General features: G+C 62.8%; 23 protein-coding genes and 1 tRNA gene. 15 read left to right on the top strand and 9 right to left on the bottom strand.

From position 1 onward, the window contains the following. Positions 1 to 557: 557 nt before the first annotated feature. From ACW7G0_RS08400 to ACW7G0_RS08385, 4 genes are all read left to right on the top strand, one after another. Positions 558 to 1250, top strand: a complete 693-nt coding sequence (locus tag ACW7G0_RS08400; protein WP_456989053.1) for a hypothetical protein — start codon at positions 558 to 560, stop codon at positions 1248 to 1250. Next, a complete protein-coding gene (locus tag ACW7G0_RS08395) occupies positions 1213 to 2283 on the top strand; it encodes an ImmA/IrrE family metallo-endopeptidase (protein ID WP_456989051.1) in 1071 nt (356 codons plus the stop codon). Before ACW7G0_RS08400 ends, ACW7G0_RS08395 begins: the two co-directional genes overlap by 38 nt. A gap of 358 nt (positions 2284 to 2641) precedes the next feature. Then, positions 2642 to 3217, top strand: coding sequence for a hypothetical protein (locus ACW7G0_RS08390; RefSeq protein WP_456989049.1), 576 nt, complete (start codon positions 2642 to 2644; stop codon positions 3215 to 3217). Then, on the top strand, positions 3214 to 4974 hold the full coding sequence (locus ACW7G0_RS08385) for an AIPR family protein (RefSeq protein WP_456989047.1): 1761 nt from the start codon (positions 3214 to 3216) through the stop codon (positions 4972 to 4974). Before ACW7G0_RS08390 ends, ACW7G0_RS08385 begins: the two co-directional genes overlap by 4 nt. A gap of 123 nt (positions 4975 to 5097) precedes the next feature. Here ACW7G0_RS08385 and ACW7G0_RS08380 read toward each other — a convergent pair whose 3' ends face one another. Then, positions 5098 to 5457 carry a hypothetical protein gene (locus ACW7G0_RS08380; protein ID WP_456989045.1) on the bottom strand — a complete coding sequence of 120 codons (360 nt, stop codon included), beginning with the start codon at positions 5455 to 5457 and terminating at the stop codon, positions 5098 to 5100. 299 nt (positions 5458 to 5756) lie between these two features. Beyond that, a tRNA-Phe gene (locus ACW7G0_RS08375) sits at positions 5757 to 5832 on the bottom strand. A gap of 161 nt (positions 5833 to 5993) precedes the next feature. Between ACW7G0_RS08375 and ACW7G0_RS08370 the strand changes: the two genes are divergently transcribed. Further along, positions 5994 to 6422 (top strand): DUF6491 family protein, encoded by a 429-nt coding sequence (locus tag ACW7G0_RS08370; protein WP_456961057.1) that lies wholly within the window; start codon positions 5994 to 5996, stop codon positions 6420 to 6422. A gap of 7 nt (positions 6423 to 6429) precedes the next feature. Here the strand turns inward: ACW7G0_RS08370 and ACW7G0_RS08365 are convergent, their stop codons facing one another. Genes ACW7G0_RS08365 through ftsY form a run of 4 tightly spaced genes read right to left on the bottom strand, consistent with a single transcriptional unit; the run spans position 6430 to position 10456 of the window. After that, positions 6430 to 6705 (bottom strand): oxidative damage protection protein, encoded by a 276-nt coding sequence (locus ACW7G0_RS08365; RefSeq protein ID WP_456989043.1) that lies wholly within the window; start codon positions 6703 to 6705, stop codon positions 6430 to 6432. Between the two features lie 34 nt (positions 6706 to 6739). Beyond that, a complete protein-coding gene (mutY, locus tag ACW7G0_RS08360; RefSeq protein WP_456989041.1) occupies positions 6740 to 7804 on the bottom strand; it encodes an A/G-specific adenine glycosylase in 1065 nt (354 codons plus the stop codon). Next, positions 7801 to 9126, bottom strand: coding sequence for a hypothetical protein (locus ACW7G0_RS08355; protein WP_456989039.1), 1326 nt, complete (start codon positions 9124 to 9126; stop codon positions 7801 to 7803). The genes mutY and ACW7G0_RS08355 overlap by 4 nt, the downstream gene beginning before the upstream one ends. 16 nt (positions 9127 to 9142) lie before the next feature. Next, on the bottom strand, positions 9143 to 10456 hold the full coding sequence (ftsY, locus tag ACW7G0_RS08350; protein WP_456989038.1) for a signal recognition particle-docking protein FtsY: 1314 nt from the start codon (positions 10454 to 10456) through the stop codon (positions 9143 to 9145). Between the two features lie 62 nt (positions 10457 to 10518). On the opposite strand from ftsY, the gene rsmD reads away from it, so the two are divergent. The 8 genes from rsmD to ACW7G0_RS08310 all read left to right on the top strand — a co-directional run bounded on the left by rsmD (position 10519) and on the right by ACW7G0_RS08310 (position 16980). Beyond that, complete coding sequence (rsmD, locus tag ACW7G0_RS08345) at positions 10519 to 11148, top strand: 16S rRNA (guanine(966)-N(2))-methyltransferase RsmD (RefSeq protein WP_456989036.1); 630 nt, start codon at positions 10519 to 10521, stop codon at positions 11146 to 11148. A gap of 57 nt (positions 11149 to 11205) precedes the next feature. Next, complete coding sequence (coaD, locus tag ACW7G0_RS08340) at positions 11206 to 11709, top strand: pantetheine-phosphate adenylyltransferase (RefSeq protein WP_456989034.1); 504 nt, start codon at positions 11206 to 11208, stop codon at positions 11707 to 11709. A gap of 90 nt (positions 11710 to 11799) precedes the next feature. Continuing rightward, positions 11800 to 12300, top strand: a complete 501-nt coding sequence (locus ACW7G0_RS08335) for a hypothetical protein (RefSeq protein WP_456989032.1) — start codon at positions 11800 to 11802, stop codon at positions 12298 to 12300. Between the two features lie 71 nt (positions 12301 to 12371). Further along, positions 12372 to 12626: a YfhL family 4Fe-4S dicluster ferredoxin gene (locus ACW7G0_RS08330; RefSeq protein WP_456989030.1), complete on the top strand. Its 255-nt coding sequence runs from the start codon at positions 12372 to 12374 to the stop codon at positions 12624 to 12626. 28 nt (positions 12627 to 12654) lie between these two features. Then, positions 12655 to 14394 (top strand): gamma-glutamyltransferase, encoded by a 1740-nt coding sequence (gene ggt / locus ACW7G0_RS08325; RefSeq protein ID WP_456989028.1) that lies wholly within the window; start codon positions 12655 to 12657, stop codon positions 14392 to 14394. An 85-nt stretch (positions 14395 to 14479) separates the two neighbouring features. Beyond that, positions 14480 to 15370, top strand: coding sequence for an MBL fold metallo-hydrolase (locus tag ACW7G0_RS08320; protein ID WP_456989026.1), 891 nt, complete (start codon positions 14480 to 14482; stop codon positions 15368 to 15370). Then, complete coding sequence (locus ACW7G0_RS08315; RefSeq protein WP_456989024.1) at positions 15367 to 16137, top strand: TMEM43 family protein; 771 nt, start codon at positions 15367 to 15369, stop codon at positions 16135 to 16137. Before ACW7G0_RS08320 ends, ACW7G0_RS08315 begins: the two co-directional genes overlap by 4 nt. A 105-nt stretch (positions 16138 to 16242) precedes the next feature. Continuing rightward, positions 16243 to 16980, top strand: a complete 738-nt coding sequence (locus ACW7G0_RS08310) for a TylF/MycF/NovP-related O-methyltransferase (protein ID WP_456989022.1) — start codon at positions 16243 to 16245, stop codon at positions 16978 to 16980. A 74-nt stretch (positions 16981 to 17054) separates the two neighbouring features. On the opposite strand, the gene ACW7G0_RS08305 is transcribed toward ACW7G0_RS08310, so the two are convergent. After that, a complete protein-coding gene (locus ACW7G0_RS08305) occupies positions 17055 to 17285 on the bottom strand; it encodes a hexameric tyrosine-coordinated heme protein (protein WP_456989020.1) in 231 nt (76 codons plus the stop codon). Between the two features lie 76 nt (positions 17286 to 17361). Between ACW7G0_RS08305 and ACW7G0_RS08300 the strand changes: the two genes are divergently transcribed. Further along, a complete protein-coding gene (locus ACW7G0_RS08300) occupies positions 17362 to 17514 on the top strand; it encodes a hypothetical protein (RefSeq protein ID WP_456989018.1) in 153 nt (50 codons plus the stop codon). Between the two features lie 17 nt (positions 17515 to 17531). Here ACW7G0_RS08300 and ACW7G0_RS08295 read toward each other — a convergent pair whose 3' ends face one another. Continuing rightward, positions 17532 to 18365: a DODA-type extradiol aromatic ring-opening family dioxygenase gene (locus tag ACW7G0_RS08295; protein ID WP_456989016.1), complete on the bottom strand. Its 834-nt coding sequence runs from the start codon at positions 18363 to 18365 to the stop codon at positions 17532 to 17534. 104 nt (positions 18366 to 18469) lie between these two features. Here ACW7G0_RS08295 and ACW7G0_RS08290 point away from each other — a divergent pair, with 104 nt between their 5' ends. Beyond that, the gene (locus tag ACW7G0_RS08290) at positions 18470 to 19369 is read left to right on the top strand and encodes a LysR family transcriptional regulator (RefSeq protein ID WP_456989014.1); all 900 of its coding nucleotides are present in this window, start codon (positions 18470 to 18472) and stop codon (positions 19367 to 19369) included. 16 nt (positions 19370 to 19385) lie between these two features. Here ACW7G0_RS08290 and ACW7G0_RS08285 read toward each other — a convergent pair whose 3' ends face one another. Continuing rightward, positions 19386 to 19952, bottom strand: coding sequence for a sugar O-acetyltransferase (locus ACW7G0_RS08285; RefSeq protein WP_456989012.1), 567 nt, complete (start codon positions 19950 to 19952; stop codon positions 19386 to 19388). Positions 19953 to 20025 lie beyond the last annotated feature (73 nt).

Raw genomic sequence — 20025 nt, 5'->3', positions numbered from 1 at the left:
ATGCTGTGTGGCGCCGTCGGTGATGGACGGCCGTTTCGGGTGGATGTCCTGCTAGGACAGCTGTTTCACAATCTCACTTGGGAAGCGCGGCGAACGCAGAGCCTTGTTGTCTCGGGGTTGCGGGCTTTTGTTCCTCAGTGAAGTAGATGCGTCACTTTCTCAGAGCAGTGCCGGCGGTACGGGAGAGCGGCTAAGCGCTGGGTGCGAACTGCCGGGCTGGCCGGCGATCGTTGGAGCGTCTGATCAATGCGACTATCCGAAAGATGCCGTCTGAGATGGGCGCAGGGCCGATATGGCTGGCATGCGGCCAGTCGCGTGCGCTGTTCGCGCCTTGGGAAAGATCGTATCTCAGCAGCCACGGCGAGCAAGGGGGCAACCGGCGCTTCGTAGCCCTTGGTGACCCTGGCGAAGTCTGTGCCCCTGACGTCGCGTGCGGCCGGCCGACACCGCCCACAAAAAACCCCGCCGAAGCGGGCTGTGTGGGGCGGGTTGGGAGTTTTCGCCAAGGGGTCTTGATCATATGCCTGGGACGCAGAAAGGCAGGAGGTGAATTGAATATGCATAAAATCGTTGACAAAGTAAGTGTTTGGCGATCTACTACCTCCACTGATCTTGATGGGCTACCCATGGAAATACCTCAGTCGCAAGTCCACCGAGCCTTACATGACCATTTGCAGCCCCTGCGGGAGATGGTTGGACAGGCCGTCAGTGACTACCAGGTGCTGTACAGCCCGTATTTGCGCAGCGTGCACACGACCCGCACAAAGGCGTCAGCGATCCATGACCACTTCTTCCATCATGCAAGAGCCTATGCTGAGAAGACCCTAGGAGTGCGGTTTGAGCAGGTGCAAAAGCTCTGCATGCTGCAATTCTCTGAAGGCTTCATCGTCCGCTTCAAGAAGATGGACAAAGACCTCCTCCCCTCTGGTCATTTGACGAAGCAGGTCGTAAGGTTCCGCACCCATCAAGCTCTTGAGGGCCTTCCTGACTCCGTTCATCTGGATCTTGGCTACGAAGAGGGCGTCTTGGGAGACCTGCAGAGCGTGTACCTGATCTGCCCATCTGGCCCGCGGTCAAATATGTGGGTCTCCGAGCTTAACGACGAAGCGCCCGCAGCAACCACGGTTGTAAGCCTGTTCGGGGCCAGCAACACCACTATCGAAGAGCCGGCCGGCGCGACTATCGCGACGAAGGCAAAGCAGGACAAGCGCAATGAAACCCAACCCGGAAATGGTGATTCTGGCGCGTGAATTTCGTGAACTAACGCAGGCAGATTTGGCAGCGTTAGCGGGAATCACGCAGCCCCGCGTTGCGCGAATTGAGGCAGGGGTCGGCGCAGATCTGAGCACGACGGAAATGGGCGGGCTGGCGAACGCGCTGGGTTTTCCGGCGGGGTTCTTCAGCTTGGCCGAGCAGCGATTCTCTTACGGAAGTAGCTCGGTCTTCACGCGTAGTCGGCAGCTAAAAGCTGGTGAGCGACGGAAGATTTCCGGTCTCGTGAACGTGCTACGCATTCACGTCAAGCGCATGCTCGATCACGTGGATGTACAGCAGGCGCGTCCACTACCTCGTTTCAGCATTGAAGACTACGGCTCTGCCGGTGCGTGCGCTCGCGCGTTGCGTGTCGCATGGAACCTGCCCAATGGCCCCATCAAAAACCTCACTCGCCTACTGGAAGGCGCGGGCATTGTCGTCATTGAGTGTGACTTTGGAGGAGTCCCAATGGATGCGACCTGCATCCAGTTCGCGGATCTTCCGCCCATGGTGTTCATTGATAAGTCTGTGCCGGGTGATCGCTGGCGTTTCACGTTAGCTCATGAGCTAGCGCACCTTGTGATGCATGACTTGCCCCATCCATCGATGGAAGACGAGGCTGACGATTTTGCATCGGAGTTTCTGGTTCCAGGAGACGAGCTTTCACCCGATCTCTCGCGTGCGGCGGCTTCTAAGTTGGCGACGTACATGCCTCTGAAAGAGTACTGGCAGGTGTCGATCGCCATGCTGATACGCAAGGCCGTAACCTTGGGGAAGATCGACGGCAATCAAAGGAAGTGGCTGATTATCCAAATGGGTAAGCTTGGGATCCGAAAGGTTGAGCCTTTGCCCATCTCAAGGGAGCAGCCCGCCTTGTTTCCTTCGCTGATAAAGCACTTCCGCGGGGATCTCGGCTTCACCGACGTAGAGCTTGGCGCCGCGCTCATGTACTTGCCTGAGCGTCTTGGCGAGCTATACGGCGACATGGGCCGAGAGAGGGCGAAGCCTCAGTTGCGAGTCGTCCGATAAGTCGAGGGGCATGGCGACGAGCCATCGCAGGAATAGCAAGGGAAAGGGGCAGTTGCGGGTGGCGCTGAAACCGGGCTCTAACGTATCTTAACCGCCGCTTTCATCCGCCCACGACTGGCACCCTTGAATGAACGACTGCGAGTTGCCACCGCAGTCGCCAGGGTCACGGTTGCCCGTTATCTCTTCTTGCTCTTCTGTACGGACGTAATAAGGCCGTCACGGAACACGAGTGTTACCTGTGACACCTTCGCGCCTACCGGCCTTTTCGCAGCAAATTCTTTTTCCACATCACGTGCTGCGACCGAGCCGTGTATCGACATAGGCAGGCCAAGCGCATGACCCCACGGCTATCGCTATCGTGTCGCGCATCACCTCCACGACGGCGAACCCAGCCCTGAGCGATGCGAACCCCGAGCCGCACCCGAGATACGAAGTTCAGCATCTTGAGCGCTTGCAACTCGGTATGCCGTACCCCGCACAGGTTGACCGCCTAGAGGCCATGGTGTGCCGCCCGCCGCTAAGCCACGCAGCGCCGCGCGTGCTGGTCGACTACACGGGCGTAGGCCGCCCGGTGTTCGATATGTTCGCGGGCCGCCCGGCGCTGCGTAGGGCGCAAGGCGTGGTCATTACAGGTGGGCGCGAAACGTCGAGCACGACGGCGGGTTGGTCGGTGCCGAAAGGCGAGCTAGTCAGCAAGCTGCAAGCGTTGCTCCATGCCGGGGAACTTCGCATTGCGTCCACCTTGCCCGACGCGCCGGTTTTGCTGCGGGAGCTACAGGACTTCCGGGTTCGGTTTACCGAGTCGGGCAATGCGACGTTCAACGCTCGCGAGGGCGCTCACGATGATTTGGTCCTGGCGCTTGCGCTCGCCGTGTTCGGCTTGTCGCGGCCGGAGCCGGTACGGGAGATAGACGTGGTGTGGCCTCAGCGATGAACCCCCTGTTGACCGACCCGTTGGGTGGCCTCATCCTCGATCCCATCACAAGGGGAGGAGTTCTGACTGCTATGCCACTAGACCTGTCGTATCCGGCGATTTTGGAATTGTTCGGAACTCATTTGATTCCTGGAAGAGTTGAGTCGCGAGCGCTCTTGGGATGGTTCCTTGAGAACTACTATCGACTTGATGAGACAGACGCGCAGGACGCGATCTGTGACGGGCCAGACGACAAAGGCATCGACGGTATCTACGTTGACTCGAATCTTGAGCGCATCATCGTCTTTCAAACGAAGTTGCGGCAGAACATCGACAGGACCCTTGGTGACGCAGATCTTAAATCGTTCGCTGGCACACTGGATCAGTTGCGCTCAAGAGAGTCGATCGAGCATCTCCAAGGTTCAACTAAGAACGTGGAGCTTGCGCAGCTGATCAAGGATGCTAATCTGGCTGAGCGTGTAGAAAAGGACTACGAGGTTCGCGGTGTTTTCATTACAAACGTCAATAAGGACGATTCGGCTGTCAAGTATCTTAAGATGCGGCCGGACATTGCGGTTGTTGATGGCGATGAACTCGATACTAACTGGGTTGCGCCGGGCGACGCAGAGCCCGTACATACCGCAATGACGTTCAGGCTCGAGGGCCTCTCATCCATCGAGTACAGAACGCCGGAGGCAACCGCTTACGTCGCTCCACTTCTTGCCACTGAGCTAGTGGCCATGTCAGGACTCCAAAGCGGTGAGCTGTTCGCTTGGAACGTGCGCCAAACGTTGGGAAAAACGAAAGTTAACAAGGCGATTGCCGAGAGCGTAAAGGAGCAGGGGGAGCACAAGAATTTCCTCTTGTATCACAATGGACTAACCATTCTCGCTGAAGAGGCGGAGCTCACTGAGGACTCCATTACTATCAACGGCTACACTGTCGTCAACGGGTGTCAAAGCCTTACCACCCTGTTTGAGCATCGAGCAGGCATCACGGACGAACTGCGATTGCTCACGCGGATTATTAAGTTGCCGCCTGGAAGTCAGCTCGCCGCAAAGATCACGCGGCACAGTAATAACCAGAACTCGATCAGCGCGCGAGACTTACAGTCGAACAGCAATATACAGCGCCGCTTGCAGGCAGAGTTTCGAGAGGTGTTCCCTGGGGAATTTGGCTACGAGATAAAGCGCGGCGAGGTGATCGGAGCCTCGCATTCCATTACCAATGAGGCTGCGGGGAAGCAATTGCTCGCTTTCGATCTGCACCAGCCTTGGGCATGCCATCAAACTTATCGGCTCTTCGATGAGTTGCATAGCGAGATATTTGCCCGAAAGGAAGTCAATGCTATGCGAGTAGCGACCCTTTCTGTCCTTTTTGAAGCTGTACTTCAAACACTCCCAGAGCTGAAGAATAGATTGGTCGCCAGTTACACGCTCACGCGATTCTTTATGTTGTACCTGCTCCGGCAGGCACTTGATGTTGACCCGGGTGGTCGCGAGTTCGTGCGAGACCCAAGTCCTGTGGTCGACAAGTTCGGGTTTGATGCCGTTTCGGAGATCGCACAGAAGATCTTGTCGGATCTGATTATTGATATGAATGCGGAGCTAGAAGATCGCGAACAGGCCGGGACGCCGTTCGATTACAAACGGGAGCTGAAGAGCCCCACTGCCGTGAAGGCTTTAGCCAAGCAAATTATCCCGAGCTATGAAAAGGCGATTCGCCGTAACCGGGCGACATCGTTCAGTTCCGAATTGGAAGCCCTTGTAGCCGAATAAGCAGGCCGAAACTGCGATCCGTCGCAGCTTCAGTAGTGGCCTAGACACCGGGGCCGGCGCATCGTCGCGCGTGGCGGCTGGGGCAGCCATCGGCGACCGTCGCGCTCTCGTGTAGGGCAAATCTTAGAACGCGGGTTCGGCGCGCGTGCAGGTACCACTGTAGTCAGCAAATCCACCATCTGTCATGGGCATCGGAAAAACGATCAGCTCACCCGTGTAGCGGTTGAGGTTGATCCAGTAGTCTTTTCCCTTGGCCGTTGAAAGTTGACCAAGGTAGATTTCCGGCTTGGCGTCGAGCACTCCAAAAGCACGCCCTTCGCTAGTGGAGACGGATGCTCGCAGAGTGGCGAAGTCGATGCTGAGAACCCGAGTGGTCTCTACCTGTTTTCCGCTCATGTAGGTCCGACCCTGACAGTACAGGTCGTCAGCCAACGCCGGAGGAGCAATTACGACCAAGACGGCACCTATGAGCATGTGCTTCATCTTTCCGCTCCCCCGATCCGGTGTGTCAAGGGAGGTTAGCAGAACGACACAGATCGAAGCCGCCCTGCTCGCGCCTAGGCGGTCGCGCGCCGCGCACCTTGCCCCATTGGTGCCACGCGCAACGCGCGGGTCGTGGCGGCGCGTACAGGGCAGGGGTTGCCCCGGTGTCGGGCCACTGTCGGGCCACAGCGCGCGCCGGGCCATGCGCCGGGCCAGCCAAACGCCACAAACAAAAAACCCCGCAGTGCTCGAAGCATTGCAGGGCTTGCGTTACAGCTATCACAGCGACAGCCACCAAATGGTGGCCGGGGAGGGAATCGAACCCCCGACACGGGGATTTTCAATCCCCTGCTCTACCAACTGAGCTACCCGGCCCTGTCACGGGCTGGCCGTGAAGGAGCGGCATGATAGCGGGCTGATGGCGTAGGTGGCAAGCCGGATGTGAGCTGAATGCGTGTGCGCTCGTGCCAGAATCATCGCGACTCACTGTGCACTATGCACTCTTGAACGCCTCCTTCGCCAACCCGGGAGCAGACATGAAACGTATTTTCCTTTCGGTCGCCGTCGTAGCGCTGCTGACCGCTTGTGCCACCACCGCGACCTTGCCCGACGATCAACGCCTGGACATCCACCGGGCGCATGCCGGAGCGCCGGTCAACAGCTTCCACAATCTGGGCACGCTCTACAGCTGGACGCCGCTGGGCGATAGCGCTCTGGCGGTCTGGACCCGGCGCAACCAGGCCTACCTGCTGGAACTCGGTGGGCGCTGTCCGGGCCTGGAATACGGGCATGCCATCAGTTTCAGCGGGCAGGGTGGGACGGTCTTTGCCGGGATGGACAGCGTGGTGGTGCTCGATCGTGGAACCACCAACTTCCCGTGCCGGATCCAGCAAATCCTGCCGCTGGACGTCAAAGCCCTGAAGAAGGCCGAAGACGCCGCCCGCGACAGTGTGGAAGGCAAGTAGGCGCGGTTCAATCACCGTCGGGCGGAATATAGCCCGCTACTTGATCGACGTTGCCTTCGAACAGGAACTTCAGCATCTGCGCCTGCAGGAACGCGCGGTGCTTGGGGTCCATCGGTGACAGGCGATTCTCGTTGATCAGCATTGTCTGGTGGGCCAGCCACTTGGCCCAGGCGGGCTTGCCGATATGGGCATATACCCGCTTGCCGGCGTCGCCCGGCCAGGGTGCGAAATCGAGTCCTTCGGCGTCGCGTTTTTCGTATTCGCAGTAGACGGTACGGGCCATCATCAGATCTCCTTGAAATTGGCTGCGCGCTCGCTCAGTCCGCTTCCAGCAACCGGCGGATGGGCGCAGGGATGCCGAGACTCCCCAGTTGTCCGGGGGCGACCCAGCGCAGACCGACATTGTCGCCCACCGCACCGCCCAAGGTAACGCCGCGCCAGCGTCGTGGTTGCAGTGCCAGCCGGTAGTGGCTGAAGGCGTGGGCGATGGTCGGCAGGGTTTCTCCCTGGTCGAACCCGTCGTGATCAAGGTCACCCGCCAGGTGGCGGGCGAACCAGTCGCGTGCGCCAGCCTCGTCGTCGGCCTGCGGCAAGGTCCACAGCGAGGCCCAGATGCCCACCGGTGGGCGTTGCTGCAACAGCACCCGGCCATCGACGTCTTGCAGCCAGAGTACGTGCGCGTGACGCTGCGGGATGGCCTTGGCTGGCTTGCGGGTCGGCAGTTCGCTGCTGCGGCCTTCGATACGCGCAACACAATCGCCTTGCAGTGGGCATGAGACGCAACGCGGGTTGCTGCGCGTGCACAGGGTCGCCCCAAGGTCCATCTGGGCCTGGGTGTAGTCGCGCAGACGCGAGGTGGGCAGGTGTGACTCGGCAAGCGTCCACAACTGCTTCTCGATTGCCGGCGAGCCGGGCCAACCGGTGATGCCGTGGTAGCGCGCCAGTACCCGTTTGACGTTGCCATCCAGGATCGCGTGCCGGTCGTCCCAGGCTTGCGCCGCGATCGCCGCGGCGGTGCTGCGGCCAATGCCGGGCAGGGTGATCAACGCGTCGACATCACGTGGCAAGTCGCCGTCGTGCTGCTCCATGCATAGTCTCGCCGCATTGTGCAGGTTGCGGGCGCGGGTGTAGTAACCCAGTCCCGACCACAGCGCGAGGACATCGTCGAGCGGCGCGGCGGCCAAGGCGGGCAGGCTTGGTAGCGCCGCGACGAAGCGTTCGAAGTAGGGCGCGGCGGTCTTGACCTGGGTCTGCTGCAGCATGATCTCCGACAGCCATACCCGGTAAGGCGTGCGCGGATGCTGCCAGGGCAGGTCATGGCGCCCGTTGTGATCGAACCAGACGAGCAGGCGTCCGGCAAAGTCGGCTGGCTCGGGTGTCATGGGTCGACGCTGTCTTCGGAATCGCCTGGGTGCTCGTCTTCACCATTGTCGAACCGGATTTCCACCCCCGTCAGGGTTGCGCCGGCAATTTCGATGCGTGGCGTAACCAGGGTGCCGCTGAGTGGCGGCAATGGGGTGCCGGTGTCGAGCTGGTCCAGCCAGTCCAGGATCGCAGGCAATTTCAAACGGGTGTCCAGACGACTGCCATCGCGTTGCAGTTGCAAGGAGGTGACGCCGGACAAATCGAACGGGCCGGTGTAGTCGATATTGAACGGTAGTGGTGAACCGGACTGGGCCAGCGGCGCTGGCAGCGCCGGCCAACGGTCGGGCCATTCGGCGATGGCGCCGTTGAATTGCAATGCCAGTGCGTCGCCCCAGGCCAGAGAGCCGTGGGCATCGAAGCTGGGTATGGGCCCGTTGCCGCGCAGCACGGCGCCCAGCGGCGCGATGGTGAGGTTGCCTGAGTGATACCGCAGCGGCCCGGCAATGCCAAAGGAGAAAGCCAGGTTCCGGGAGTCGTCGGCAGTGCGGTCCAGCCAGCGAGTGTCAGCACCCAACCGGAAGCGATCAAGCCCGAGGCCATCGTCGCCATCGTTCAGTTGCCCCGATAGCTGCAGCCGCATCGGCATGCGCCAGTCGGGCGTGACCACGGTGACAATGCCGGCGGCGCCAAGGCCTGCATCCAGCGCTGGCCGGGTCAGGGCCAACTGCAAGTCGAACGGGGCGAGGGTGGTGCCAAAATTGCCCCTGCCGCTGATTCGCGCCGCAAGCGCGCTTTCGGGATGCAGCGACGGCATGTCCAGGCCAATCCGGTCGATCGACCAGCCGTCGCCAATGATCTCGCCTCGGGTGACCTGGACCCCGCTGGTGATGGTCGGGACGCGAAACTCCCCGCCGGGTGGCCGGCTGTCGAGCCAATGCTGCAATGCGGCGAGGTCGACTCGTGGCGCATCCAATTCCGCGCGCTGCACGGTGAGGTCTTCACCGGCCGCGCGCAGGGTCGTCCACGGCAGTGACAGGTAGATGCGTTCGGCGGTCAGTAACGGCGTTTCCGCGCCCGGCTGGCGGGCGATGACATCGCGAACCACAAGCCTGGGGACACCGCGCAAATGGTACTCACTTGCGCCGCTGGAGGTGATCTCCAATCCCAGTGCCTGCCCGACCCGTTCCAGAATCAGATCCGCGACCTGGCCGGGGCGAGTGAACCAGCCGAGGGTAAGCGCGAACATCAACAGCAGGAACGCGCCTGCACCCTTGGCGATGATCTTTCGCCACTGGCGGGCTTCTCGTTCGGTCCCGGTTGGCGCTGCTGGGGCGCCCACGCGCAGGTCGCCGGCGCTAGGCGCCGAGCGCCTCGGGCAACAACGCGTCGACGAAGGCTTCGGCATCGAACACGCGCAGGTCCTCCGGGCGCTCGCCAATGCCGGCAAAGCGGATCGGGATGCCGAACTCGCGCGCCAATGCAAACACCACGCCGCCCTTGGCCGTGCCGTCCAGCTTGGTCACCACCAGCCCGGTTACCCCGACGGCGGCGTTGAACTGACGCAGCTGCGACAGCGCGTTCTGGCCGGTGGTGCCATCGATCACCATCAGCACTTCGTGTGGCGCATCCTGGTCGAGTTTCTGGATCACCCGCTTGATCTTGCCCAGCTCGGCCATCAGGCCTTGCTGCGTATGCAGGCGTCCGGCGGTATCGGCGATCAGCACCTCGATGTTGCGTGCCTGGGCGGCTTGCAATGCATCAAACGCAACCGAGGCGGCGTCCGCGTTCTGTCCCTGTGCGATCACTGGCACCTGGTTGCGTTCGCCCCAGGCCTGCAACTGGGCCACCGCGGCGGCGCGGAAGGTATCGCCGGCAGCCAGCATCAATGACCGGCCTTCGTCCTTGAACCGGCGCGCCAGCTTGCCGATCGTGGTGGTCTTGCCGACGCCATTGACGCCTACGGTCAGGATGACGAATGGGTGGGCGTCGTTGCGGATCGACAATGGCACCGCAACCGGCGCCAGCAATGCGACCAGGTCGGCGCGCAATGCTTGCAGCAAGGCGCGCGAATCGGCGAATTCCCGTGCCTTCATGCGCTTGCGCAGGTCCTCGACCAGGTCGGTGGTCGCCGTTACCCCGACGTCGGCAATGATCAGTGCGGTCTCGATCTCGTCGAGCAGGTTGTCATCAAGTTTCGGGTTTCCATGGAACAGGCCGCCGAAGCTGCGCGCGAATCCGGTGCCGCGCAGGCGCTCGCGCCAGCTCGACCGACCGATTGCGACCGGCTTGTCGACCGACGCGACAGGCTGGATATCCGCTGTCGCGACAGCCGTGTGTGGGGTCGGCCCAGCGGCAGGCTGCGGCAAGTCCGCGGGCTTGGGCAAGCCAGGTGGCGCCGGGGCCGGCTCGGGTTCCGGAGTTGGAGCGGGAGTCGACGCTGGCGCCGACACTGGGATCGGAGCCGGAGCCGGAGCTGGTGCCAGGGCTTGCGGCGGAGTTGAGACCGGAGCCGCCGCTGGAGCAGGAACCGGTACGACCGGAGCCTCGGGTGCCGAAGACTCATCGCTCGCCGGTGCCGGGCCCGGGAACGCGGCCGCCAGTTCTTCCGTGCTGTAACGACGCTCGGACGGGCTGGTCCCTGACTTTTTTCGGCGAAAGAGGCTGACCATCGACGGTTGGTTTCACGAATGCGCGAGAATAGGCACATGCTAGCACTGGCCTGTCATTGCGAATGACCAAGAAACCCGCTCCAAAACCTATCCGCCCGGTGTTCCGTGGCCCCGGCCAGGTCCGGATCATCGCCGGGCGCTGGCGCGGCAGCAAGCTGCCGGTGGGTGACGCCAGCGGGCTGCGTCCGACGTCCGACCGGGTCCGCGAGACTTTGTTCAACTGGTTGATGCCGGCCTTGCCCGGCGCACGAGTGCTGGACCTGTTTGCCGGCAGCGGGGCACTCGGGCTGGAGGCGGTTTCCCGTGGTGCGGCGTCAGCGGTGCTGGTCGAGCGCGACCCCCGGCTGGCGGAAAGCTTGCAGGCGACCACCGAGCGGCTGCCGGGCGGCGAGGTCGCCAGCATCATCCGGGCGGACGCACTGGTCTGGCTGCCGGCGCAACCGCGCGCCAGCTTCGATATCGCCTTCGTTGACCCGCCATTCGCTTCCGGGCAGTGGGAGCCGGTGTTGGCCGCGTTGCTACCGGTCCTGGACAACGATGCCTGGCTCTATGTTGAGGCACCGCTGGCCGAGTCCATTGTCCTGCCGCCTGACTGGATATTGCACCGTGAAGGCCGCACCCGCGAGGTACGTTATGCCGTATATCGACATGTGGACATCACCGCTGACCAGCAGGACGACGGCCGCGGTTGATACACTCCCCGCATACCCGGCAATCCCGGGTTGCCATCTTCTTGAGCTCGCCATCAAATGACTCCGGCCCGCCATCGCATCGCTGTCTACCCCGGGACCTTCGACCCGGTGACCAACGGTCATATCGACCTGGTCGACCGTGCCGCGCCGCTGTTTGAGCGGCTCATCGTCGGAGTGGCGGAGAGCCCGAGCAAGAGTCCTGCCTTGCCATTGGAACTTCGGGTCGAGTTGGCGCAACAGGCGCTGGGTCACCACGCCAACGTGGAAGTGTGCGGCTTCGACTCCCTGCTGGCCCACTTCGTATCCGGTCTGGGGGCAGGAGTACTGCTGCGTGGCTTGCGTGCGGTGTCGGATTTCGAATATGAGTTCCAGATGGCCAGCATGAACCGCCATTTGATACCGGACGTGGAGACGCTGTTCCTCACTCCCGCCGAGCAGTACAGCTTCATTTCATCATCGCTGGTGCGCGAGATCGCCCGCCTTGGGGGCGACGTCTCCGGCTTCGTGCCACCGGCCGTTGCCAAGGCGCTGCAAACGCAATGGCAACGTAGTGACGTTTGAGCACTTGCCGTACCGACGCCGTTCCAAATCGACGCCGATCCAACCGACGCTGTTCCAATTGAACTTGATATTTGACCAAAGGGGAATGCCATGAACACCACCACCCGCCTGATCCTGATTGCCCTGCTTTCGATGCCGCTGCTGGCGGCTTGCGACAAGACCGACACGTCCGAAGACGCCGCCGTGGTGGTGAAGGCACCATTGACTGCGCCGACCACCAATGACGACAACGCCTGGGGCAGCTATCTGTCGCAGGTAGTGACCAGCAACATGGGCGAGGTCACCAACAGCCCATACCTCTACTACCTGCCCGGCAGCGACAGTGCAGGCTTCGAGGGTGCCCATGAGCGCCTGAAGGAAGAGATCGAGATTGCGATGCAACGCGGCATCGTGGAAGGCAACCTGGTGGCGTTTGGCTCACCCGAGTCTGCGATGATGGCCGATATCGTGGTCGGCGCTTTCGCCAAGGTCGATCCGGGTTCAATGAACAACGTCAGGCTGCTGTTCATCGGTGACGCCGCCGATAATGACCGGGTCAAGGCTGCCGTCGAGCCGTCCGGTGTCGTGTACGTGTTTGTCGAGGCGAAGTAGTCTTCTTCGACAGGCATCCTTGAAACTGTAATCACGGGATCCTTTCGCGGGCCACGGCGCCGCGTCATGCCATGGCCCTGAAGATCAACGAGATTTGCGTCAATTGCGACGTCTGTGAACCGGCCTGTCCCAACGGGGCGATCACCCAGGGTGAAGATATCTATGTAATCGCCCCGGGGCTGTGTACCGAGTGCGTGGGACATTTTGACGAACCGCAGTGCGTGGTCGTCTGCCCAGTGGAATGTATCGACCCGGACCCGAACTTTCCGGAAACCCATGAGCAGCTGCTGGGCAAATTGCTGAAGCTGCAAACCGGTGCCGGGTAAACCCTGCGACGCTAAAGAGGGCGACTTGATGCGCAATACACCACGAACGCTGACGCTGGTTGGCTTGCTGGCCTTCACTACACTCACCGTTGGCCTCACCGGGTGCGCGAGCTCGCCGGAGCAGGCACCGGCGCCCCAGGCCGCCAGCAATACCCCGCCCGGGGCGGTGATCGCCAGCGCTCATTCGCTTGCGACCGAGGCCGGGCTGGACATCATTGCCCAGGGCGGCAACGCGTTCGACGCCGCGGTCGCGGTGTCGGCGACGTTGTCGGTGGTCGAGCCGATCAGCTCCGGGCTCGGTGGCGGTGGTTTCTTCCTGCTCCACGACGCCAGTACCGATCGCGACATATTCCTCGACGCCCGCGAGACGGCACCGATCGTGGCGACGCCGGAGGCCTACCTCGACGAGGACGGCGAACTGGATCGCGACCGCGCGACCAACGGCCCGTGGTCGGCTGGTATCCCGGGATTGCCGGCCGCGCTGGTCGTGCTGGCGCAGGACTACGGCGACCTGCCGCTGGCAACCACCCTGGCGCCGGCGATCCGTGTTGCCCGTGATGGCTTCCCGATATACGAGCGGCTGGAGAAGGGCTACGCGCGTCGCAGCGAGGTGATGGAGCGCTACCGTGGCACCCGCGAGGTATTCCTGGCCGATGGCGATCCGCCCAAGGTCGGCGAGATCCTCAAGCAGCCCGACCTGGCTCGCACGCTGGAGTTGCTGGCAGCGCATGGCCATGACGGCTTTTATCGCGGTGAGGTGGCCGACAAGCTGCTCGCCTCGGTGGCGGAAGAGGGTAGTCACTGGACTGCCGCCGAGTTGGCCGGGTACCAGGTGCGCGAGCGTGAACCGATCAGGTTCGATTACCGCGGCTGGCAGGTAGTCACCGCGCCGCCGCCGTCCTCGGGCGGGGTTGCATTGGCGGAAATGCTGCAGATCCTGCAGCCGTGGGACTTGTCCCAGCTCGACCAGACCGAGCGAACCCACCTGGTGGTGGAGGCGATGCGCCGGGCTTACCGGGATCGCACCATTTATCTTGGCGACCCGGATTTCGTGCAGATGCCGATCGCGCTGCTGACCGATCCGGCCTACGCGGCCGGCCTGCGCGCGACCATCCACCCGGACAAGGCGACTCCCAGTGAGCTGCTTTCCGGCCAGCCAGTGCCCTTCGAGGATGACGAGACCACCCATTTCTCGATCATCGATACCGAAGGCAACATCGTCTCGGCAACCCAGACCGTCAACCTGCTGTACGGCTCCGGGTTGATTGCGCCCGGGACCGGCGTGATCCTCAACAACGAGATGGACGATTTCGCGCTCAGGCCCGGTACGCCCAATGCGTTCGGGGTGATGGGTTTTGCCGCCAACGCGGTCGAGCCGGGCAAGCGCATGCTCAGCTCGATGACCCCTACCTTCATCGAGTCGCCAGACAAGCTTGCCGTGCTGGGTGCGCCCGGTGGCAGCCGGATCATCACCGAGGTATTGATCGGGATCCTGGGCTATGACGCCGGCCTGGACGCACAACAGGTCGCAGCCGAACCGCGCATCCACCACCAGTGGCTGCCCGACGTGATTGCCGCCGAACCCGACGCGCTGGATGCCGACACCATCAAGGGTTTGCGCGCGATGGGCCACACGGTCAATACCGGCGAGGGTACCTGGGGCAACCTGCAAACCGTTGCCTGGGACAAACAGACCGACACCCTGGACGGCGGCACCGATCCACGCAATCCGGTCGGCTCGGCCGAGGTACAGATCGACGGGCGTTGAGCACTGAACGGACGGTTTCCTTGCGCATCCCGATCGCCCATCATGATCGGGATGCAGCCATGACTGCGAGCTTGTGGAGTCGACGATGAAACTCTGGTCGCTGATCGGCAACAGCCAGAAACTCGATGGCGGGGCGATGTTTGGAAACGCGCCGCGAGCGATGTGGAGCCAGTGGGCGCCGCCCGATGAGCAAAACCGCATCGACCTGGCCTGCCGCGCGCTGTTGGCCAGCCCCTTGGCGGGCAAGACGGTGTTGTTCGAGGCCGGCATCGGCGCCTTCTTCGAGCCCAGGTTGCGCGAGCGTTATGGCGTGGTCGAGGATCGCCACGTGCTGCTCGACTCGCTGGCCGAGGCCGGCTTCAAGCCCGGCGACATCGATGTGATCGTGCTGTCGCACCTGCACTTCGACCATGCCGGTGGCCTGCTGGCCCAGTGGAAAGAAGGCCAGTCGCCGCGGCTGGTGTTCCCGAATGCGAGTTACGTGGTGGGCCGGGAGCATTGGCAGCGTGCCTCCGCGCCGCACGCCAGAGACCGCGCCAGCTTCATCCCCGAGCTGCCGGGGTTGCTTGAGGCCACCGGCAAGCTTGAGCTGGTCGATGGCGAGTTCTCGCAGACTCTCGGCAAGGCGGTTCGCTTCCATTACAGCGACGGCCATACGCCGGGTCTGATGTTGGCGGAGATCGTCGGCCCGGAAGTCATCGACGGGCAATCCCAGGGCGGGGTGGTGTTCTGCGCCGACCTGGTCCCCGGACGGCCGTGGGTGCATGTACCGATCACGATGGGGTACGACCGCAATGCCGAGTTGCTGATCGACGAGAAAAAGACCTTCCTGGCCGACAAGATGGCGCGCAACGTGCGCCTGTTCTTTACCCACGATCCCGGTTGCGCACTGGCCCAGGTGACCCGCAACGAGAAGGGCAGGTTCGGCACCAGCCACGAGGTGGCGGAATTACGGGCGAGGACGCTGGCCGCATGAACTGGCGGCCCGGCCTGGCGGCATGGTTGCTGGTGGCCGTGGCGACACTTGCGCCATGGTCGGTCGGCGCGCAGGTGCCTGGCCGCATGGCGGCATCGGCGCAGGCGGTCGCAGCCCGGCCAGTGGGCGATCCGATGCCGGGCCGCGTGCTTGAAGACACCGAATTTGGCGTGCGCACCGACCAGTTCGGACTGGACCGTCGGGTTGAGATGTTCCAGTGGTATCGCAACCGCGATGGCGACTATGAGCGAGTCTGGAAACCGGCTTTGATCGACTCATCGGCATTTGCGCCGGGCCACAAGAACCCTGATGAAATTCCACTGCAAGGCCAGCGTTGGTGGGCTACCGACGCCAGTCTGGATGGCAGGCCGCTCGACCTGTCGGTGCTGAAAACACTGGGCCATTGGGAGGATTTTCGACCGGGTTTCTCACGCTTGCGAGCCAACTTGGCGGCCACCTTCCAGCCAGAGGGTGACGGCCTTGGAAGCTCCGACAATCCGCTCGACCCCAAGATTGGCGACTTGCGTATCCATTGGCGGCAATTGCGCCTTCCCGAGTTGGCGGGGCATGTCGAGCTGGAAGAGGGGCGCTGGCAGCTGACGGCGGCCAGGCCGGAGCTGGACACCCAAGCCCCGCGGTCGTTTCCAGCTGCCCCCGAGGACTCTCCGCAGGCCGCAAGTCCTGGACGCTGGTTCTGGATATCCGGCGGTGGACTGGTGCTGCTATTGGCGCTCGCCATGCTGTTGCGCGGCCGTTCCAGGCGCTAGCATTCACCCGCCTCACAACAAATTGACGTTCACGGCTGAAAAACGTGCTAATCCACTGCAAGGGTTCCTGGTGTCGGACAATCGTCTCGCAAAAGGACAGTCGACATGTCAATGCAGCAACAGCGTTTTGTCGAGCACCTTGAGGAGAATTTCAAGTACGTGCTGACCGTCACCACCGGCCTGCTTCCGCAATCGCTGTTGAAACGCATCATCACCGCAACGCACTACGTCCAGTTGGCAAGCTGGATGAAAGCCCAAGGCTTCGATTTTCCACGCCGTGTGCTGACGCGCGATGCGCTGTTTGATGTCCTGATCGCCGAAGTCGCCGATACCCAAACCTTGTATCTCGAGTTCGGAGTTTACCGGGGCGACAGCATCCGTTACTGGTCGCAGGGCCTGCGCCACTCAGCGAGCCAATTGCACGGTTTTGACAGTTTCGAGGGTTTGCCCGAATCCGGCTGGAACTGGCAGCAGGGCCAGTTCGACACGCAAGGCAAAATTCCGAGCGTCGACGACGCCCGGGTGCACTTCCATAAAGGTTGGTTCGACCAAACATTGCCCGTTTTCTGCCTCCCCGAGCATGCACGACTTGTGGTCAATCTGGACGCCGATCTTTACTCGTCCACCATCTCCGTGCTGCGGACGCTGGCACCGAGCCTGTGCACCGGCACCCTGATCTACCTTGACGACCTGCTTGCGGCGGATCACGAGCCACGCGCACTGGAGGAGTTCCTGTGCGAAAGCGGGCTGGTGCTCGAGCCGGTGGTGGCGTTGCGCTCTCTGGCGTCCGCCGCGTTCCGGGTGACGGGCTCAACGCGGGCCTGGCAACCCAGCGTGCAGTAGATGCCGAAGGGCTTGTCCAAACACCACGCCGTTTCGCTGTCGGTTCGGGACGATTACGGCGGCGAATGCGGGCGTCACTGCCGCCAGTAATTATTGGCCACGGCCACTGTCTGGAAATTGACCGCGATTACCTGGGATGCGGCCGTCAGCGCCTCGGCGGATTGTGCGTAGGCAGGTCGCAGTGCGTGCAGGACTTCGCCATCGGGTTGGGTGTACTTGACCCCGCGACGACTGAGGGTGATGGCCAATTCAAAACCTTCTTGCGCTGTGGTGGTGATGAGTGATGGCAACCATGTATCAGCCATGTCCGGTCTCCTGTTGGATGGGTGGATCGAGCGAGGTGGAGTCATAACTCTAGCCGAAGCCGACCCAGGCACTAGCGTGCATTCACTGCCCGACGAACGGATCATCGGCATCGCGACCATCCTGCTGCGGCTTGTCCGCCGTGTCGCGGGCGGTCAGATCATGCGTTGCAGCATTGGCGCTTTTTTGAATCGCCGTTCATGGATTGCTCCTGCTTTTGATCTGGAATGATTAAGCGCGCCGGTTGCTCAGCCGAAGCGGAATGCCGAAATGGTGGTTTGCATGACCGTCTCCGAGTAGACCTTTTGGCCACTGGAGTCGGCACCGGCACCGGCGGCGACCAGCAGCGGCATCAGGTGCTCCTCGCCGCCTGGGGGATGGCACAGGCGCGCGCGCGGCGCCTGCGTCCAGTCCTGCAGCAAGGCGTCGCGCTCGGCAGGCGCGCTTTCCACCGTGGCGGTCAGCCAGTCGTCGAACTCGGCCGAGATCGGGGTGAAACGCGGATCGCCGTAGCCGCGCATGTTGTGGAAGCTCATGCCGCTGCCGATGATCAGCACGCCCTCGTCGCGGAGCGCCACCAGTGCGCGGCCCGCTTCGATGTGCGCACGCGGATCCAGGTCGCGCCGCAGGGACAGCTGGATCACCGGAATATCCGCGCCCGGGAACACCAGCTTCAGCGGGATGAACATGCCGTGGTCGAAGCCGCGTTGGCCATCCACCCGCGCCTCCGTCCCGTCCTGGCCAAGCAGTTGCGCGACCTGCGCCGCCAGCTCCGGGTTGCCGGGCGCGGGATACGTCAGCTCATAAGTGTGCGGCGGAAAGCCGGAATAGTCGTAGATCAGCGGCGGGCGGGCGTGCCCGGTGACGCTGAACGCCGGCTCCAGCCAGTGGCCGGAGACCAGCACGATGGCCTTGGGCCGAGCCGGTAGTGTGTCGGCCACGCCCTTGAGAAAGCCCGCCATGCGGGTCCAGGTGTCGGCCGGGTTCCAGTCCATGAAAAAGCAGGGGCCCGCGCCATGCGGGATGAAAAACACCGGCATTCTTGCGTTCTTGCCGGCGCTGGGGCTGTTGTCATTGTTCATCGTGGATGCCTTTGCCTGATTCATGACTCGAGTATGGGTGCCGACCAAACGATAGAGAACCGACTAAGATCCACCAACACTTCGAACTAATAGTAGGAGCTGGTATGGATCGCGTCACCAGCATGCGCGTCTTCGTGCGGGCTGCCGGCGTCGGCAGCCTGTCCGCCGCCGCCCGCCACCTGGGCATGTCGCCAGCCATGGCGACCAAGCATGTCAATGCGTTGGAAGCACGGCTGGGCGTCAAGTTGTTCCACCGCACCACGCGTCGCCTCAGCTTGACCGAGGCCGGCAGCAATTACCTCGAGGCCTGCCAGCGCATCCTTCCGGAGATCGACGAGGCCGAGGCGGCGGCCGCGTCACAGCGCATCAAGGCCACCGGGTTGCTGCGCATGAACGTGCCGCTGTCCTTCGGCAGTCGTTTCATCGCGCCGCTGATGCCCGAGTTCAGCCGACTGCACCCGGAGGTGAGGGTCGAGCTTGGCCTGAACGATGCCCAACTGGACCTGATCGCCGACAGCTGGGACCTGGCCGTCCGGATCGGCCGGCTGGCGGACAGTCCACTGCAGGCCCGCCGGCTCGGAGACGCCGCGATGCTGGTCTGCGCGGCACCGGATTACCTCGACCGCCGTGGCGTGCCGCGACGGGTTGCCGAGTTGGCCCAGCACAACTGCCTGAGCTACACGCTGTCCGCCATGCAGGACAGCAAGCAGTGGGCGTTCGGCGCGCACGGCGAGTTCCGCGTGCCGGTCGGCGGCGACCTGCTGGCCAACAACGGCGATGCGCTGCTGGCCGCGGCGGTCGGCGGGCAGGGCATCATCTACCAGCCGGATTTCATCGTCGGCGAGGCGCTGGAGCGCGGTGACCTCGTCGTGCTGGAACTGGATAAACCGGTGGTGGAACTCGGCGGTATCCATGTCCTGTATCCGCCCGACCGGCGGCCGCCAGCCAAGGTGCGGGTCATGATCGACTATCTGGCGGAGGCCTTCGCCAAGAATCCGTGCTGAGCGTCAGGACAGTGCGTCAGCCGGCGTCGCGGACGGTCAGGTTCACGCGCGCGGGATTGCCCATGGCGGTGACGCCATCGGGCACGTCGCGGGTCACCACGCTGCCCGCGCCGATCAACGCGTCGTCACCGACGCTGACGCCCGGAAGAATGAGCGCACCGGCACCGATCCAGACATTGCGGCCGATATGCACCGGGCGGCCGAACTCCAGGCCGGAGCCCCGCGTTGCCGCGTCGCGTGGATGGTCGGCGGTGAGGATCTGCACACCCGGCCCGATCTGCGTCCCGTCGCCGATCGTGACTTCAACCACGTCGAGGATGATGCAACTGAAGTTGAGGAATACGCCATTTCCGAGGCGGATGTTGAAGCCGTAATCGCAATGAAACGGCGGTCGTATGACGGCACTCTCGCCGACCGCGCCCAGCCGCTCGCGCAGCAGCAGGTGGCGCTCCGATGCCGTCATGCCCAACGCGTCGTTGTAGCGTGCCAGCCATCGATGCGTCGCGGCCATGTCGTGCTGCAGCTCTCTGGCGCCGGCGTCGTACAACTCGCCCGCCAGCATCTTTTCCTTTTCCGTTCGCATATCCAGTTATCCGGACGCTCCCGCTTCAGGCTTCGTGGCAGGGGCAACCATCCCGCCGAACCCCCGCGTTGAG

The organism is Lysobacter sp. A286 (assembly GCF_054052105.1).
The sequence above is the reverse complement of the archived record's forward strand: the minus strand, read 5'-3'. Positions and strand labels throughout refer to the sequence as shown.

Excerpts from the sequence above, each read along its gene's own strand:
- ACW7G0_RS08330 (WP_456989030.1), top strand. The coding sequence starts at position 12,372 with ATGGCCCTGAAGATCAACGAGATTTGCGTCAATTGCGACGTCTGTGAA.
- ggt (WP_456989028.1), top strand. The coding sequence starts at position 12,655 with ATGCGCAATACACCACGAACGCTGACGCTGGTTGGCTTGCTGGCCTTC.
- ACW7G0_RS08365 (WP_456989043.1), bottom strand. The coding sequence starts at position 6,705 with ATGGCCCGTACCGTCTACTGCGAATACGAAAAACGCGACGCCGAAGGA.
- ACW7G0_RS08285 (WP_456989012.1), bottom strand. The coding sequence starts at position 19,952 with ATGCGAACGGAAAAGGAAAAGATGCTGGCGGGCGAGTTGTACGACGCC.
- ACW7G0_RS08310 (WP_456989022.1), top strand. The coding sequence starts at position 16,243 with ATGTCAATGCAGCAACAGCGTTTTGTCGAGCACCTTGAGGAGAATTTC.
- ACW7G0_RS08290 (WP_456989014.1), top strand. The coding sequence starts at position 18,470 with ATGGATCGCGTCACCAGCATGCGCGTCTTCGTGCGGGCTGCCGGCGTC.
- ACW7G0_RS08370 (WP_456961057.1), top strand. The coding sequence starts at position 5,994 with ATGAAACGTATTTTCCTTTCGGTCGCCGTCGTAGCGCTGCTGACCGCT.
- ACW7G0_RS08395 (WP_456989051.1), top strand. The coding sequence starts at position 1,213 with ATGAAACCCAACCCGGAAATGGTGATTCTGGCGCGTGAATTTCGTGAA.
- ACW7G0_RS08320 (WP_456989026.1), top strand. The coding sequence starts at position 14,480 with ATGAAACTCTGGTCGCTGATCGGCAACAGCCAGAAACTCGATGGCGGG.
- ACW7G0_RS08400 (WP_456989053.1), top strand. The coding sequence starts at position 558 with ATGCATAAAATCGTTGACAAAGTAAGTGTTTGGCGATCTACTACCTCC.
- ACW7G0_RS08380 (WP_456989045.1), bottom strand. The coding sequence starts at position 5,457 with ATGAAGCACATGCTCATAGGTGCCGTCTTGGTCGTAATTGCTCCTCCG.
- ACW7G0_RS08335 (WP_456989032.1), top strand. The coding sequence starts at position 11,800 with ATGAACACCACCACCCGCCTGATCCTGATTGCCCTGCTTTCGATGCCG.
- ACW7G0_RS08295 (WP_456989016.1), bottom strand. The coding sequence starts at position 18,365 with ATGAACAATGACAACAGCCCCAGCGCCGGCAAGAACGCAAGAATGCCG.
- coaD (WP_456989034.1), top strand. The coding sequence starts at position 11,206 with ATGACTCCGGCCCGCCATCGCATCGCTGTCTACCCCGGGACCTTCGAC.
- ACW7G0_RS08305 (WP_456989020.1), bottom strand. The coding sequence starts at position 17,285 with ATGGCTGATACATGGTTGCCATCACTCATCACCACCACAGCGCAAGAA.
- rsmD (WP_456989036.1), top strand. The coding sequence starts at position 10,519 with ATGACCAAGAAACCCGCTCCAAAACCTATCCGCCCGGTGTTCCGTGGC.
- ACW7G0_RS08315 (WP_456989024.1), top strand. The coding sequence starts at position 15,367 with ATGAACTGGCGGCCCGGCCTGGCGGCATGGTTGCTGGTGGCCGTGGCG.
- ftsY (WP_456989038.1), bottom strand. The coding sequence starts at position 10,456 with ATGGTCAGCCTCTTTCGCCGAAAAAAGTCAGGGACCAGCCCGTCCGAG.
- mutY (WP_456989041.1), bottom strand. The coding sequence starts at position 7,804 with ATGACACCCGAGCCAGCCGACTTTGCCGGACGCCTGCTCGTCTGGTTC.
- ACW7G0_RS08385 (WP_456989047.1), top strand. The coding sequence starts at position 3,214 with ATGAACCCCCTGTTGACCGACCCGTTGGGTGGCCTCATCCTCGATCCC.